The sequence below is a fragment of the Streptomyces sp. NPDC102490 genome (assembly GCF_044765285.1).
GTDB lineage: Bacteria > Actinomycetota > Actinomycetes > Streptomycetales > Streptomycetaceae > Streptomyces.
On record NZ_JBIWJU010000001.1, the window covers coordinates 505,304 to 519,354 of the forward strand.

At 73.0% G+C, this 14,051-nt stretch carries 15 protein-coding genes; 7 read left to right on the forward strand and 8 right to left on the reverse strand.

Annotation, left to right across the window (positions count from 1 at the left end; all coding sequences use genetic code 11):
- The first annotated feature begins 38 nt into the window (after positions 1–38).
- Entirely contained in the window at positions 39–914 is an 876-nt protein-coding gene (locus tag ACIRGB_RS02300) for a helix-turn-helix domain-containing protein (protein WP_403857825.1), read from the forward strand.
- 85 nt (positions 915–999) lie between these two features.
- Here the strand turns inward: ACIRGB_RS02300 and ACIRGB_RS02305 are convergent, their stop codons facing one another.
- Positions 1,000–2,244 carry an Ig-like domain-containing protein gene (locus ACIRGB_RS02305; protein WP_403857827.1) on the reverse strand — a complete coding sequence of 415 codons (1,245 nt, stop codon included), beginning with the start codon at positions 2,242–2,244 and terminating at the stop codon, positions 1,000–1,002.
- A 230-nt stretch (positions 2,245–2,474) separates the two neighbouring features.
- The gene (locus ACIRGB_RS02310; RefSeq protein WP_403857829.1) at positions 2,475–2,828 is read right to left on the reverse strand and encodes a hypothetical protein; all 354 of its coding nucleotides are present in this window, start codon (positions 2,826–2,828) and stop codon (positions 2,475–2,477) included.
- A 109-nt stretch (positions 2,829–2,937) separates the two neighbouring features.
- On the opposite strand from ACIRGB_RS02310, the gene ACIRGB_RS02315 reads away from it, so the two are divergent.
- On the forward strand, positions 2,938–3,267 hold the full coding sequence (locus ACIRGB_RS02315) for a hypothetical protein (protein WP_403857831.1): 330 nt from the start codon (positions 2,938–2,940) through the stop codon (positions 3,265–3,267).
- 115 nt (positions 3,268–3,382) lie between these two features.
- Here the strand turns inward: ACIRGB_RS02315 and hutH are convergent, their stop codons facing one another.
- From hutH to ACIRGB_RS02330, 3 genes are all read right to left on the reverse strand, one after another.
- Positions 3,383–4,921 carry a histidine ammonia-lyase gene (gene hutH / locus ACIRGB_RS02320; RefSeq protein WP_403858181.1) on the reverse strand — a complete coding sequence of 513 codons (1,539 nt, stop codon included), beginning with the start codon at positions 4,919–4,921 and terminating at the stop codon, positions 3,383–3,385.
- 93 nt (positions 4,922–5,014) lie between these two features.
- Positions 5,015–6,163: a diguanylate cyclase domain-containing protein gene (locus tag ACIRGB_RS02325; RefSeq protein WP_403857833.1), complete on the reverse strand. Its 1,149-nt coding sequence runs from the start codon at positions 6,161–6,163 to the stop codon at positions 5,015–5,017.
- A 604-nt stretch (positions 6,164–6,767) separates the two neighbouring features.
- Entirely contained in the window at positions 6,768–7,568 is an 801-nt protein-coding gene (locus ACIRGB_RS02330) for an enoyl-CoA hydratase/isomerase family protein (RefSeq protein WP_403857835.1), read from the reverse strand.
- Between the two features lie 212 nt (positions 7,569–7,780).
- On the opposite strand from ACIRGB_RS02330, the gene ACIRGB_RS02335 reads away from it, so the two are divergent.
- The gene (locus tag ACIRGB_RS02335; RefSeq protein WP_403857837.1) at positions 7,781–8,458 is read left to right on the forward strand and encodes a hypothetical protein; all 678 of its coding nucleotides are present in this window, start codon (positions 7,781–7,783) and stop codon (positions 8,456–8,458) included.
- A gap of 73 nt (positions 8,459–8,531) precedes the next feature.
- Here ACIRGB_RS02335 and ACIRGB_RS02340 read toward each other — a convergent pair whose 3' ends face one another.
- Both ACIRGB_RS02340 and ACIRGB_RS02345 read right to left on the reverse strand, forming a co-directional pair.
- On the reverse strand, positions 8,532–9,677 hold the full coding sequence (locus ACIRGB_RS02340) for an adenylate/guanylate cyclase domain-containing protein (RefSeq protein ID WP_403857839.1): 1,146 nt from the start codon (positions 9,675–9,677) through the stop codon (positions 8,532–8,534).
- Positions 9,678–9,792: 115 nt separating this feature from the next.
- Positions 9,793–10,668 carry a biotin--[acetyl-CoA-carboxylase] ligase gene (locus tag ACIRGB_RS02345; RefSeq protein ID WP_403857841.1) on the reverse strand — a complete coding sequence of 292 codons (876 nt, stop codon included), beginning with the start codon at positions 10,666–10,668 and terminating at the stop codon, positions 9,793–9,795.
- Positions 10,669–10,778: 110 nt separating this feature from the next.
- Between ACIRGB_RS02345 and ACIRGB_RS02350 the strand changes: the two genes are divergently transcribed.
- From ACIRGB_RS02350 to ACIRGB_RS02365, 4 genes are all read left to right on the forward strand, one after another.
- On the forward strand, positions 10,779–12,371 hold the full coding sequence (locus tag ACIRGB_RS02350) for an acyl-CoA carboxylase subunit beta (RefSeq protein WP_403857843.1): 1,593 nt from the start codon (positions 10,779–10,781) through the stop codon (positions 12,369–12,371).
- 9 nt (positions 12,372–12,380) lie between these two features.
- A complete protein-coding gene (locus ACIRGB_RS02355; RefSeq protein WP_403857845.1) occupies positions 12,381–12,590 on the forward strand; it encodes an acyl-CoA carboxylase epsilon subunit in 210 nt (69 codons plus the stop codon).
- Between the two features lie 134 nt (positions 12,591–12,724).
- On the forward strand, positions 12,725–12,853 hold the full coding sequence (gene mmpB / locus ACIRGB_RS02360; RefSeq protein WP_403857847.1) for a morphogenic membrane protein MmpB: 129 nt from the start codon (positions 12,725–12,727) through the stop codon (positions 12,851–12,853).
- A gap of 32 nt (positions 12,854–12,885) precedes the next feature.
- The gene (locus ACIRGB_RS02365; protein WP_403857849.1) at positions 12,886–13,509 is read left to right on the forward strand and encodes a nucleoside triphosphate pyrophosphatase; all 624 of its coding nucleotides are present in this window, start codon (positions 12,886–12,888) and stop codon (positions 13,507–13,509) included.
- On the opposite strand, the gene ACIRGB_RS02370 is transcribed toward ACIRGB_RS02365, so the two are convergent.
- Positions 13,478–13,963 (reverse strand): hypothetical protein, encoded by a 486-nt coding sequence (locus ACIRGB_RS02370; protein WP_403857851.1) that lies wholly within the window; start codon positions 13,961–13,963, stop codon positions 13,478–13,480. The genes ACIRGB_RS02365 and ACIRGB_RS02370 overlap by 32 nt on opposite strands.
- Between the last annotated feature and the right edge of the window lie 88 nt (positions 13,964–14,051).

Genomic DNA, 14,051 nt, shown 5'->3' on the forward strand with positions numbered 1-14,051 from the left:
GACGTACGACCGGGAATACGTCCGGCGATACTGGAAGCATGGATGGACAGCTTGACCGGCGGGCCGAACTGAGCGAGTTCCTGCGCACCCGGCGGGCGCGGCTGAAGCCGCAGGACGTGGGGCTCGAGTCGTTCGGGCGGCAGCGCAGGGTGCCGGGGCTGCGGCGCGAGGAGCTGGCGCAGCTGGCCGGGGTGTCGGTGGCGTACTACACCCGTCTCGAGCAGGGCAACGGGCAGAACGTGTCGGCGGAGGTGCTGGACGCCATCGCCCGCGCGCTGCGGCTGACCGACGCGGAGCAGGCCCACCTGACGCACCTGGCGAAGCCGAGGCAGCAGCGCAGGCGGTCCGGTGCCCCGCGGGGCAAGCAGCCGGTGCGGGTGGCGCTGCTCCAGCTGCTGGAGTCGATCGACACGGTGCCGGCGTACGTGACGGGCCGCCGCTCGGAGATCCTCGCCTGGAACCGGATGGCCGCCGCCCTCTTCGGCGACTGGGGCAAGCTGCCGGCCGCCGAGCGGAACTGGGCGCGGCTGGTCTTCCTGAACCCGGACTACCGCGAGCTGTTCATCGACTGGGACCAGAAAGCGTACGACATGGTCAGCTTCCTGCGCATGGACGCGGGCCGGCATCCGGACGACCCGCGGCTGTCCGCGCTGGTGGGCGAGCTGTCGGTGAAGAGCGAGGAGTTCCGGCGGCTGTGGGCCACGCACGACGTCAAGGAGAAGAGCTACGGCGTCAAGCGGATGCGGCACCCGCTGGTCGGTGACCTGACCCTGTCCTTCGAGACGTTCCGCATGGTCGACGACGACGAGCAGGCGTTCATCACGTACCACGCCGAGCCGGGCTCCCCGTCGGCGGACGCGCTGCGGCTCCTGGCGAGCTGGGGGACGGAGGCGGCGGCTTCGCTGCCGACGTGACGGACAGGCGCGGGCGCCCGCCGCTCCCGTGCGGGGAGGGGCGGGCGCCCGTGCGAAGTGCCGTGGGTCCTCGGGGGGTTCGGCGTCAGACCGCCGAACCCGCCTTCCACTGGGCCCAGTCCATGTTCCAGCCGTTGAGGCCGTTGTCCGGGGCGATGGTCTTGTCGCCGGTGTTCTGGACGACGACCACGTCACCGACGATGGAGTTGTTGTAGAACCAGGCGCCCGGCGTGTTCGGGTCGTTGGCCCCCTTGGCGTCCTGGAGGCCGACGCAGCCGTGGCTGGTGTTGACGCTGCCGAAGATGCCCTTGCCCCAGTAGTTGCCGTGGATGAAGGTGCCGGAGGTGCTCAGGCGCATGGCGTGCGGCACGTCCTTGATGTCGTACTCGCCCTTGCCGTCGTCGTCGGTGAAGCCGACGGTCGAGCCGTCCATCCGGGTCTCCTTGTACTTCTCGGAGATCACCATCTGGCCTTCGTACGTCTTGTTGTCCGGGGAGCCCGCCGAGATCGGGATGGTCTTGACGGTCTTGCCGTCCTGCGTGACCTTCATCTGCTTGGTCTTCGCGTCGACGTAGGAGACCTGGTTGCGGCCGATCTTGAAGGTGACCGTCTTCTGCTGGACGCCGTAGACGCCGTCGGCGCCCTCGACCCCGTCGAGCGCCAGCTTGAGGGTGACGGTCGAGCCCTCCTGCCAGTACTTCTCGGGGCGGCAGTCCATGCGCTGGGTGGAGAACCAGTGGCAGGCGACCTCCTGGCCGCTGCTGCTGTTGACCGTGATGCCCTTCTGGACGGCGGCCTTGTCGGTGATCTGCTTGTCGAAGCTGATCGACACGGGCATGCCGACGCCGACGGTCTTGCCGTCGTCCGGGGTGAAGGTGCCGATGAAGCTGTTCTGCGGGGAGACCGTGGTGAACGACGCGTTCTCGTGGGCGGCGCGGCCCTCGGAGTCCTGCGCGGTCGCCGTGATCTGGTACTTGGTGGCGCGCTCCAGCTGGCCGCTGGGCTTCCAGCTGGTCTTGTCGGCGGATATCTCGCCCTTGACCTCGGTGCCGTCCGAGGCGGTCATCTTCACCTCGGTGAGCGTGCCCTTGCTCACGGTGACACCGGCGGCGTTGTTGATGGAGGCGTTGTCCGAGCCGCCCTTGGGCGTGATCTCGATCTGGGCCTCGGACGTCTTCTTGGCCGCCGCTTCGTCGACCTCGGCCTGCGAGGTCTTGTCCCCACCCCCGGAGGTGTCGGCGTCGCTACTGGAACATGCCGAGAGCACCAGCACACCGCCGAGCAGTGCGGACGCGGCCATCAGGCCCTTGCGCCGCTTACCGTCCGTCATCACACGCTTCTCCATCGTTGCCGATTCCCGAAACCCCGAGATACCCCGTCAAGAACTTTCAACGCTACGACCGGTTCGTCCCGTTCCACATCGCTCACGGATGTGGGGCATGCCACGTTTGCCACCGGATGCCGGGGCGATGCGGGCAGGTGTCGGTCCGTGCGCACCGTGAGACGACGAAACCCCGGACGGTGGTTGCCGCCCGGGGTCGGGAATTTCCCCACAGCGCGTCAGCCGACCGTCATTTCTTCGTCTTCCGGGTCGTTCTCGCCGCCATCATCCTCGTCGAGGTCCCACTCGGGCGAGTCGGGGTCGTAGTCGATCTGCTCACTGCTCCAGGAGGCCTGCCGGAGCTCGACCCCGGGCACCGCGCTGACCAGGTCGAACGGGTCCACCAGATGCGCCAGGGCCTCGGCGGTGTCCTCCGTCACAGCGCGCTCGGAGTCGGCCCGTTCCGCGTCGGACAGCTCGGCGTCGTCGGCAAGGGCCTGAAGGGCGGCCCCGGTGACGGCCTCCTCGTCGTCGACCTCGAGAACCAGCTCGACGCGAATACGTACAAACCGTGATGTCTCAGGAGTGCTCATGCCCGGAGCGTAAGGCCGACCGCTCCCGTGACTTTCCCGTGACCCGCGCCTTTCACTAACATCTGCCCACACGGCCAATTCGCCAGCGCCACAAGGGGATCGATATTCCGTGTCATCCGCTCGCCGTTCCTTGCTGACCGCCGCCTCCGCGGGCGGCCTGCTGTGTGCCCTGTGGTTCGTCCCGTCGGCGAACGCGACACCGGAGACACCGGTGCTCGAGTCCGCGGCCGCGACCCCGTCCCCGCAGGTCACGGCCCAGGCGAGAGCCGCCGCCGCGGACACGTCCACGGCCACGGCGGCGACCGGCGAGGGCACGACCCGGCTGGCCGACACCGGCAGCTTCGACAGCACGCCGTACGTCGTCGGCGGCGCCGTCTGCCTCGGCCTGGGCGCCGGCTTCGTGGGCTACTCGGTGCGTCGGGAACGCCTCGGCTTTTGAGAGAACTTGACGTTCTTTTGGCACTCTTGACCGGCTGAGCCGTCCCGGCCGTCCGCGGGCAGTACGAGGGGCCCCGGTGTCACCCGCCGGGGCCCCTCGGTCACGTCACGAACCGCTAGCGCAGCGGCCCCGTGACCGTCTCCGCCGCCGCGACCAGCTGCCCGGAGCGCACGAACGCGTCCGCCGCGGCGAGGTCGGGCGCCAGGTAGCGGTCCGGTCCCGGTCCCGCCACCCCGGCCGCCCGGGCGGCGTCGATGACGGCCTGCGACGCGGGCGCCGGGGTCAGTCCCTCGCGGAGCTGGATCGCGCGCGTGGCGGCGTACAGCTCGACGGCGATCACACGCGCCAGGTTGTCGACGGCCGTGCGCAGCTTGCGCGCCGCCGACCAGCCCATCGACACGTGGTCCTCCTGCATCGCGGAGGACGGGATGGAGTCCGCCGAGGCCGGTACGGCGAGCCGCTTCAACTCGCTGACCAGGGCGGCCTGCGTGTACTGGGCGATCATCAGACCGGAGTCGACGCCCGCGTCGTCGGCGAGGAACGGCGGCAGACCGTGGCTGCGGTTCTTGTCCAGCAGCCGGTCGGTGCGCCGCTCGGCGATGGAGCCGAGGTCGGCGACGGCGACGGCGAGGAAGTCCAGGACGTAGGCGACCGGGGCGCCGTGGAAGTTGCCGTTGGACTCCACCCGCCCGTCGGGCAGGACCACCGGGTTGTCCACGGCCGCGGCCAGCTCGCGCTCGGCGACGAGACCGGCGTGGGCCATCGTGTCGCGTCCGGCGCCCGCGACCTGCGGGGCGCAGCGGACCGAGTAGGCGTCCTGGACGCGGGGGGCGTCGTCCTGGTGGTGCCCGGTCAGGCCGGAGCCCGTGAGCACGGCGGCCATGTTGGCGGCGCTCGCGGCCTGCCCCGGGTGCGGGCGGATGGCGTGCAGCTCGGGGGCGAGCACCTTGTCGGTGCCGAGCAGGGCCTCCATGGTCAGGGCGGCGGTGATGTCGGCCGACTTGTAGAGGGTGTCGAGGTCGGCGAGGGCCATGACCAGCATGCCGAGCATGCCGTCGGTGCCGTTGAGGAGGGCGAGGCCCTCCTTCTCGCGCAGTTCGACCGGGGTGATCCCGTGCGCGGCGAGCAGCTCGCCGGCCGGCCGTACGGTGCCGTCGGGGCCCTCGGCGTCGCCCTCGCCCATGAGGGTCAGCGCGCAGTGCGACAGCGGGGCGAGGTCGCCGGAGCAGCCGAGCGAGCCGTACTCGTGCACGACCGGGGTGATCCCGGCGTTGAGCACGTCCGCCATGGTCTGCGCGACCTCCGGGCGGACGCCGGTGTGCCCGGAGCAGACGGTCTTCAGCCGCAGGAACATCAGCGCGCGGACCACCTCGCGCTCGACCCGCGGGCCCATCCCGGCGGCGTGCGAGCGGACGATGTTGCGCTGTAGCTGGGCCCGCAGTTCGGGGCTGATGTGCCGGGTCGCCAGGGCGCCGAAGCCGGTGCTCACGCCGTACACGGGGTCCGGCTTGGCGGCCAGCGCGTCCACGATGGAGCGGGCCGCGGTCAGGGCGGCGACCGCGTCGTCGGAGAGTTCGATCCGGGCGCCGCCGCGCGCCACGGCGAGGACGTCGGACGCGGTGACCCCGGCCGTCCCCACCACCACAGTGTGCATATCCATATTCAGGAGCCTACGCAGTGAATTCGATGATGTCACGAGGGGGTACGTCACGGATGCGGCCCGGCTGCGCCCCTTACCGGCTCGGCGTCACGGCGAGTGCCGCCCGCGGAACCGCCTGCGCTCCCCGTCCTCCTCCCGGGAGGGCTGGTCCGCGAGCCGCACGACGGGGTCGCCGGGCCCCTCGCGCCCCGCGACGACCGGCCCGGCCGCGCGCTCGGCCTTGGCCCGGTACTGGGCGGCGTCGGCGAGCCTGAACAGCCGGCGGGCGGAGCGGACGGGCCCGACCGGGTCGTCCGTGGACGCGACCCCGCAGGCCACGCCGTCCCCCAGCTCCAGCTCGGCCGCCCGGCGGCACAGCTCCTCGGCCGCCTTGACCACCGCGTCGGCGCTCGGTCCGACCGCGAGCAGACAGAACTCGTCCCCGCCGAGCCGGGCCGCGAGCGCCCCCGGCAGCATCGCCCCGCACAGCGACAGCACCGACCCGAACCGCTCCAGGAGCCGGTCCCCGACCGCGTGACCGTGCGTGTCGTTCACTCGCTTGAGGCCGTTCAGGTCGCACACGACGAGGCTGACGACGACGCCCTCCGTCCGGTGCCGCTCGACGGCCTCGTCCAGCGCGGAGTCCACGGCGCGGCGGTTGGCCAGCCCGGTGAGCGCGTCGGTGTACGCGAGCCGCCTGACCTCCTCCAGCCGCTCGGTCTGCGCTATCCCGGCGGCGACGACGGAGGCCAGCACGGTGGCGAAGTCGGCGTCGGCCCGCTCGAAGACCCGCTCCCCCACCGGCCGGGCCACGTACAGCTCGCCCCAGGCCCGCCCGTGCAGCACGATCGGCGCGACCACGCAGCAGCCGCGGCCGCGGCGGCGCAGGGCGGCGACGCGCTGGTGGACGTACCCGGGACGCCCGGCGGCGGGCCCCGCGGCCGTCTCGACCCAGGCGTCGGGCTCACCGCCGCCCGCCCAGCGCTCGTGCAGGAACTCGGTGATCTCCGCGAACTGGTGCACCGGGTAGGACTCGTCCTCCGGGAACTCCTCCTCGTCCTCGGCCCGCCGGCCGACGTTCACGAGCACCCGGAGCCGCCCCAGCTCCCGCTCCCACACCGACAGCGCGGCGAAGCTGCCGCCCAGCGCCAGGCACCCGCCGAGGGCCGCCGCCCGCCACGCCTCCCGCGCGCTGTGCGCGGCGGCCATCCCCTGCGCAAGCGCCACCACGGCCGCGAGCCGCCTGTCGTCACCCATCACTCCAGGCTAGGGAAGTTCACGAAGAAACGTTACGTAAACGGGGCGAACCGGGCGATTATCAGCGACCCGCCCGGAGCCTCCCTCACAAGCCCGGCCGACGACGGCTGCGCCGGGGCGACGGTTCCCGGCGGGGCACCGAACGACGACCGCCGACCGGCGACCTCGGGCGAGCGGCCCGGACGCCCGGCGGCCTCGCGCGGGCAGCCCAGATGCCTGCCCAAGGCCGGACGGACAGCCCGAATGCCCGCCGCCCCCAGGTGGTCAGCCCAGACGCCCGGCAACCCCGAGCGGGCCGCCCAGATGCCCGGCAATCCCAGGCGGACAGCCCGGACCCCGGCACCTCCGGACGGTCAGCCCGGACGCCCGCCGACCCCAGGCGGACAGCTCAGATGCCTGGCAACCCCGGGCGGGCAGCCCGAATGCCCGGCAATTCCAAGCGGGCCGCCCAGATGCCCGACGGCCCCAACGGCCAGCCCACACGCCCAGCACCCCCAGGCGGGCAGCCCAGACGCCCGGCACCCCCGGGCGGGCAGCCCGGACGAGACCACCGCCCGGATGGCCGGCCGGTGCTCGCGGCCCTCAGCGTGTCCGTGTCGTCGGCTTACTCACCCGGCCAGCGGGGGGCCCGCTTCTCGTTGAACGCCGCCACGCCCTCCGCGCGGTCGCCCGAGAAGGCCACCGACCGCCAGGCCGCGTCCTCGACCTCCAGCCCCGCGCGCAGGTCCAGGCCGTGCCCGAGGCGCAGCGCGCGCTTGGCCGCACGCAGTCCCACGGGCGAGTTCGCGGCCATCCGGGAGGCCAGCTCCAGCGCCTCCTCCCGGTCCCGCCCCTCCTCCACCAACTGGTCCACGAGCCCCAGCTCACGCGCCTCCCCGGCCGCCACCCGCCGCGCCGTGAACACCAGCTCGGCCGCCCGCGCGGCCCCCACCCGGCGCGGCAGCAGCTGGGTGCCGCCGCCGCCCGGGATCACCCCGACGGACACCTCCGGCAGCCCCACCACGGCCGTACGGTCGGCCACGATCACGTCGCACGACAGCGCCAGCTCGAACCCGCCGCCCAGCGCGAAGCCGTGCACGGCCGCGATCGTCGGCACCGGCAGTTCGAGGACCGCGGTATAGGCCCCCCGCGCCACCGGCCGCTGCCGCAGCAGGTCGGCGTCGGAAAACGAGTTGCGCTCCTTCAGGTCCGCCCCGACACAGAACGCCCGCTCGTGCGTCGAGGTCAGCACCACCACCCGCACGTCCCGGTCCTCGCCCAGCGCCGCGCAGGCCGCGCTCACGGACCGGGCCATCGCGGTCGAGACGGCGTTCATGGCCTTCGGCCGGTCGAGCGCGAGCTCCGCGACATGCCCGTCCGCGTGCCGCCGCACCAGGACGAACTCTCCGAACCGCTCCTCGCTCATGACACCCTCCGGTTAACGCGTGTTAACAGTCGACCACCCGATCATCGCAGGCGGACCCGCGCCGGGGGAAGGCCGGACCCGCCCGCTGCGCACCCCACCCCCGCCCACCCGTTCGAGTGACATGCGAGCGACTGCCGTACCCCGGCCCGCGGCAGACCGTAGCGTCGCTCCGCCACGGCGCAGCGGGGGCGCGTGCGCACCGGGGAGGGATCATGACGACGACCGGCACACCGACAGAGCCGCGGTACGCGTGGGGCCGCCGCGGCCGGCACCGCCGTCCCCGCCCCCGCAGGGTGCTGCTGGCCGCCGGTGGCCTCGCCCTGGCGGCGGGCGCGCTGAGCGTCGTACGCCTGCTGCCCGAGCCCGGCGGCGGACTCGGTGGCTTCGGCGCCGAGGCCGGGCCGCGCGTGGAGGACGGTGGCCGGCGCGCGGCCTCGGACCGGGCGACGGCGCCCGCCGCCGCGGCCACCGACGGCGGACCGCCCGGAGCGGGCCCTTCGGCGACGTCCGCCATGGGCGGCCTGAGCGGCTCCCCCGGACCCGGCCTCGTACCCGGTCTCCTGCCCACCCCGGCCGCGAGCGGACCCACGGCCCCACTCCCCACCACCACGACCGGGCCGGACACACCCGACGGCCGCGGTCCGGGAGACCGGGAACGGGAGAGGCGGAGAGAAGGCGGGGAACAGACGGCGGACACCGGCGACCGGGCCCCCGCCCCGGGGACACCGCAGCCGTCCCGGTCCGGCCGCCCCGCACCGTCCCCCGCGCCGACCCCGCCACCGGACCGCGGCACGCCACCGACGTCCGATCCGGAGCCGGAACCCGACGATCCGGGCCTGTGCGTGCCGGTCATCGGCCTCTGCGTGGACCTGCTCGGCGGTGACGGCTGACGGACGAGGACCGAAGGCCCCGCCCCACGGCGCCCGACGGACGGGGCCTGGCGACGCCCCGCCTACGACTCCCCTACGACTCCCCGCCGCCGCCGTCCCTGCGGGTGAGCAGCCACGGCTCGACCACGCCGAGGCCGCGCACCGGACGCTGCCACATCGGCTGGAGCGCGAAGCGGTACACCGGCGGTTCCTCGCCCTCCTTCTCCGCGGTGGCGGCCTCCTCGGCCGCCACGGCCTCCGAGGCGGGGGCGTCCTGGGTGCGGATCAGCTCCTCCGCGAAGGCGGTGTCGACGAGGACCGCGTCCTTGGGGGCTATCGAAGTGAGCCGGGAGGCCAGGTTGACGGTCGTGCCGAAGACATCGCCCATCCGGGTGGTGACGGTGCCGAAGGCGATGCCGACGCGCAGTTCCGGCATGGTCTCGTCGTTGGCCATCGTCTCGATGAGCCGCAGGGCGATCTCGGCGGCCGTACCGGCGTCGTCGGCGGCGTAGAGCACCTCGTCGCCGAGGGTCTTGACCAGCCGTCCGCCGCGCGCGGCCACCAGGTCGGCGGAGGTGGTCTCGAACGCCTCGACCAGCTCGCCGAGCTCCTCCTCCTCCATCCGCCGGGTCAGCCGCGTGAAGCCGACCAGGTCGGCGAAGCCCACCGCGAGCCGCCGGTCCACCATCTCCTCGTCGTCCCCGGCCTGGATGACCCGGCCGGCCGAGGCGGCGAGCTGGCGCCGCCAGACGTAGACGAGGAACTCCTGCAACTCGGGAAGGAGCAGCTCGACGATCGGGTACGTCACCTCGGTGCGCGTCATCCCGGGCTCGGGAGGCTCGGTCAGGCCCTCCAGGAAGGAGTCGATCTGCCACTCGGCCAACCGGGCGGTGGTCTGCCCCGTGGACCGGGCGACCTGCACGGCCATCGCCTCGCTGAGCAGCCCCGCCTCCACCAGGCCGGCCAGTCGCCGCAGGGCCAGGACGTCGGCCTCGGTGAGCGCCTTGGCCTGGCCGATGTCGGCGAAGCCCATGGCCCGCCAGAAACGGGAGGCCAGTTCCATGGAGACGCCGGCGCTGCGGGCGGCCTGGAAAGGGGTGTAGCGGCGCTCGGCGCCCAGGATGAGCCCTTCGAGGCGCAGCGCGAGCGGGTCATCGCCGGGGTCGGCGGAGTCCGGGGCGGGCTCGGGGTCCACCCGGCCGTCCCCGTCCGCGCCGGAGCCGGTGTCGTCGACGGTCACGCCTGTTGCCTTTCCGATCTGCCGCGGTCAGGTTCGACCGGCCCCAACTTTACGTCAGGTGTGCCCCAGCTCACTCCCGTGCGTCCCGTACTCCGAGCGTGCCCCGGGGCCGCGCTCACGCCAACCGCAGATGCACGATGTCGCCCGCTCCCACCGGCTCCTGCACCCCCGCCTCCGTGGCGAGGACCAGCCGCCCGTCGCCGTCCACGGCCACCGCCTCCCCCACCAGCGACCGGTCCCCCGGAAGCTCCGCCCGCACCCTGCGCCCGAGCGTCGCGCAGCCCGCCGCGTACGTCTCCTGGAGCCCGCTGGCCGCCGGGTCGCCCCCGGCCTCGCGCCAGCGCCCGTACCAGTCCTCCAGCGACCGCAGCACCCCGCGCAGCAGCGGGTCCCGGTCGGTGTTCACGGCCCCGGCCAGCGCCAGCGACCCGGCCCGCGCGACCGGCAGTTCGTCGGCGCGCAGCGAGACGTTGATGCCGACGCCGATGACGACGCCGTCGTCCCCGGCCCGCTCCAGGAGGATGCCGCCGGCCTTGCGTTCCTCGTCGCCGACGGTCACCAGCAGGTCGTTGGGCCACTTCAGGGCGGTGTCGACGCCCGCGACGCGGGACAGCCCGGTCGCCACGGCGACGCCGGTGAGCAGCGGCAGCCAGCCCCAGCGGGTCACGGGGATCTCGGCGGGCCGCAGCAGTACGGAGAAGAACAGCCCGGAGCGGGCGGGTGCCGTCCACTGCCGGTCCAGGCGTCCGCGCGCGGCACTCTGCTCCTCGGCGACGAGGACGACGCCCTCCGCCAGGCCGCCCTCGGCGGCCCGGGCCACGAGGTCGGAGTTGGTGGACCCGGTGCGCTGCACGACGTCGACCTGCCGCCACAGCCCGCCGTCCCGCACCAGTCCCCGGCGCAGGGACGTGCTGCTGAGGGGCGGCCGGTCCAGGTCGGACCACCTGCCGCGCGGGGAACCTGGGGAGTCGGAGGAATCTCGGGGCGTCATGCAACCCACCCTAGGTGTGGGAAACACCGCACTGCCGAACGGAAGGCCCCCCACTACTCTACGAACGAGTAACCGTCCCCCCTTTTGAGCAGGCAGGGAGCCGCATCCCGATGTCCGAGCCGGAAGAGCAGCAGCCCGACATCCACACGACCGCGGGCAAGCTCGCGGATCTCAGGCGCCGTATCGAGGAAGCGACGCACGCCGGTTCCGCACGCGCCGTCGAGAAACAGCACGCCAAGGGCAAGCTGACGGCTCGTGAACGCATCGACCTCCTCCTCGACGAGGGTTCCTTCGTCGAGCTGGACGAGTTCGCCCGGCACCGCTCCACCAACTTCGGCCTCGACGCCAACCGCCCCTACGGCGACGGCGTCGTCACCGGTTACGGCACCGTCGACGGCCGCCCGGTCGCCGTCTTCTCCCAGGACTTCACCGTCTTCGGCGGCGCGCTGGGCGAGGTCTACGGCCAGAAGATCGTCAAGGTCATGGACTTCGCGCTGAAGACCGGCTGCCCGGTCGTCGGCATCAACGACTCCGGCGGCGCCCGCATCCAGGAAGGCGTGGCCTCCCTCGGCGCCTACGGCGAGATCTTCCGCCGCAACACCCACGCCTCCGGCGTCATCCCGCAGATCAGCCTGGTCGTCGGCCCGTGCGCGGGCGGCGCGGTGTACTCCCCCGCGATCACCGACTTCACGGTGATGGTCGACCAGACCAGCCACATGTTCATCACAGGCCCCGACGTCATCAAGACCGTCACCGGCGAGGACGTCGGCTTCGAGGAGCTGGGCGGCGCCCGCACCCACAACTCCACCTCGGGCGTGGCCCACCACATGGCCGGCGACGAGAAGGACGCCGTCGAGTACGTCAAGCAGCTCCTGTCGTACCTGCCGTCCAACAACCTCTCCGAGCCCCCCGCCTTCCCGGAGGAGACGGACCTCGCGGTCACGGACGAGGACGCCGAGCTGGACACGATCGTCCCGGACTCGGCGAACCAGCCCTACGACATGCACACCGTCATCGAGCACGTCCTGGACGACGCCGAGTTCTTCGAGACCCAGCCGCTGTTCGCGCCGAACATCCTCACCGGCTTCGGCCGCGTGGAGGGCCGCCCGGTCGGCATCGTCGCCAACCAGCCGATGCAGTTCGCCGGGTGCCTGGACATCACCGCCTCCGAGAAGGCGGCCCGCTTCGTGCGCACCTGCGACGCCTTCAACGTCCCCGTCCTCACCTTCGTGGACGTCCCCGGCTTCCTGCCGGGCGTGGACCAGGAGCACGACGGCATCATCCGCCGCGGCGCCAAGCTGATCTTCGCCTACGCCGAGGCCACCGTCCCGCTGATCACGGTCATCACCCGCAAGGCCTTCGGCGGCGCCTACGACGTCATGGGCTCCAAGCACCTGGGCGCCGACCTCAACCTGGCCTGGCCCACCGCCCAGATCGCCGTCATGGGTGCCCAGGGCGCGGTCAACATCCTGCACCGCCGCACCATCGCCGACGCCGGCGACGACGCCGAGGCCACCCGCGCCCGCCTGATCCAGGAGTACGAGGACGCCCTCCTCAACCCCTACACGGCGGCCGAACGCGGCTACGTCGACGCGGTGATCATGCCGTCCGACACCCGCCGCCACATCGTCCGCGGCCTGCGCCAGCTGCGCACCAAGCGCGAGTCCCTGCCCCCGAAGAAGCACGGCAACATCCCCCTGTAAGGAGCCGCTGTGACCATCAAGGTCGTACGGGGCAACCCCACCCCGGAAGAACTGGCCGCCGCCCTGGCGGTGGTCAGGGCCCGCGCCGCGGCGGCGGAGGCGGAGCCGCCCACCACCGCGCACCCGCGCGACGCCTGGTCCGACCCGTCCCGCATCGCGACCCACCGCATGCCCCACCCGGGCCCGACGTCGTGGGGCCGCACGTACTGGCCGAGCTGAGGACGGATACCCAGGGGCGCGGGGCTGTGTCGATTTGCGGCTCCGCCGCGTGGGCGCACGTCACCGGAACCCCGGCGCCCCAAATAAGTACCCGTACTCAAGCGCCGCCCCCGGCCAAGCCCCACGCTAGTGACATGCTGTGGTCCGACCCCGACAACGAGCCGCCCGAGGAACTGCGCGTCACACAGGACATGCTGCGGCGGCTGAGCGTCTTCCTGGCCCTGGCCATGGTCCTGGCGATGCTCGTGCTCGGTCTGGGGTGAACCGCCCCGCCCCAGGTGGTTAATGTGACCCCATGACTGCTGCTCAGCCCCGCCGCCGACTCGTTCTCGCCTCCCAGTCCCCGGCCCGGCTCGGCCTGCTGCGCCAGGCCGGGCTGGCCCCGGAGGTGCTGGTGAGCGGGGTCGACGAGGAGGCCGTCACCGCCCCCACCCCCGCCGAGCTGGCGCTCGCCCTGGCCGAGGCCAAGGCGTCCGTGGTGGCCGCGAAGCCGGAGGTGCACGGCGCCCTGGTGATCGGCTGCGACTCGGTGCTCGACCTGGACGGCCGGGCGCTCGGCAAGCCGGCGGACGCGGAGGAGGCCACCGCCCGCTGGAAGGCGATGCGCGGCCGGGCGGGCACGCTCCAGACCGGCCACTGCCTCTGGGACACCGCCTCCGGCCGCCACGTCTCGGCGACCGCGTCCACGGTCGTCCGCTTCGGCAAGCCCACCGACGACGAGATCGCCGCCTACGTGGCCTCCGGGGAGCCCCTGTACGTCGCCGGGGCGTTCACCCTGGACGGCCGCTCGGCCCCGTTCATCGACGGCATCGAGGGCGACCACGGGAACGTCATCGGCCTCAGCCTGCCCCTGCTGCGGCGGCTGCTCGCCGAGCTCGGCACCGGTATCACGGAGTTGTGGGCGCCGGCGGAGGGCTGACCGGCGAGCCGTCGCCGCCCTGGCCGTCCTCGGGCCGCTGTGCGGCGGCCACGGGCGCTTCCCGGGCGTCGTACGTCATCAGCAGCAGCACGATCAGGCCCAGTACGGCGATCATGACGACGAAGGCGCCGGGTCCCACCAGGCCCCAGCTGAAGGCGCCGAGCAGCCCGTGCACCACCGCGGCGCTGATCAGGAGGACCCGGCCGAGCCCCGCGGGCGCGCGGTCGCGCACCGCCACGAGCAGGGCGACCAGGGCGCACAGTCCGAAGTACAGCCCGAAGACGACCCCGCCGATCTTCGAGGACAGGGACATCATGTCCGGGTCGAGACCGGCCAGGGACATGTCCTGCCGGTCGACGACGACCGCCAGGAACCAGTTCAGCGCCGCGACGCCGACCGCCTCCACGAAGAGCACGACCGCCACGGCCCACGCCACCGGCCTGCGCACTGACACCGGTCCCCACCCACCTTCGACCGCTGTCGCACGGGACAGCTGTTACCCCAAGTACGTTCGAGACTCCCCGAACGCTACTAACGGGTAA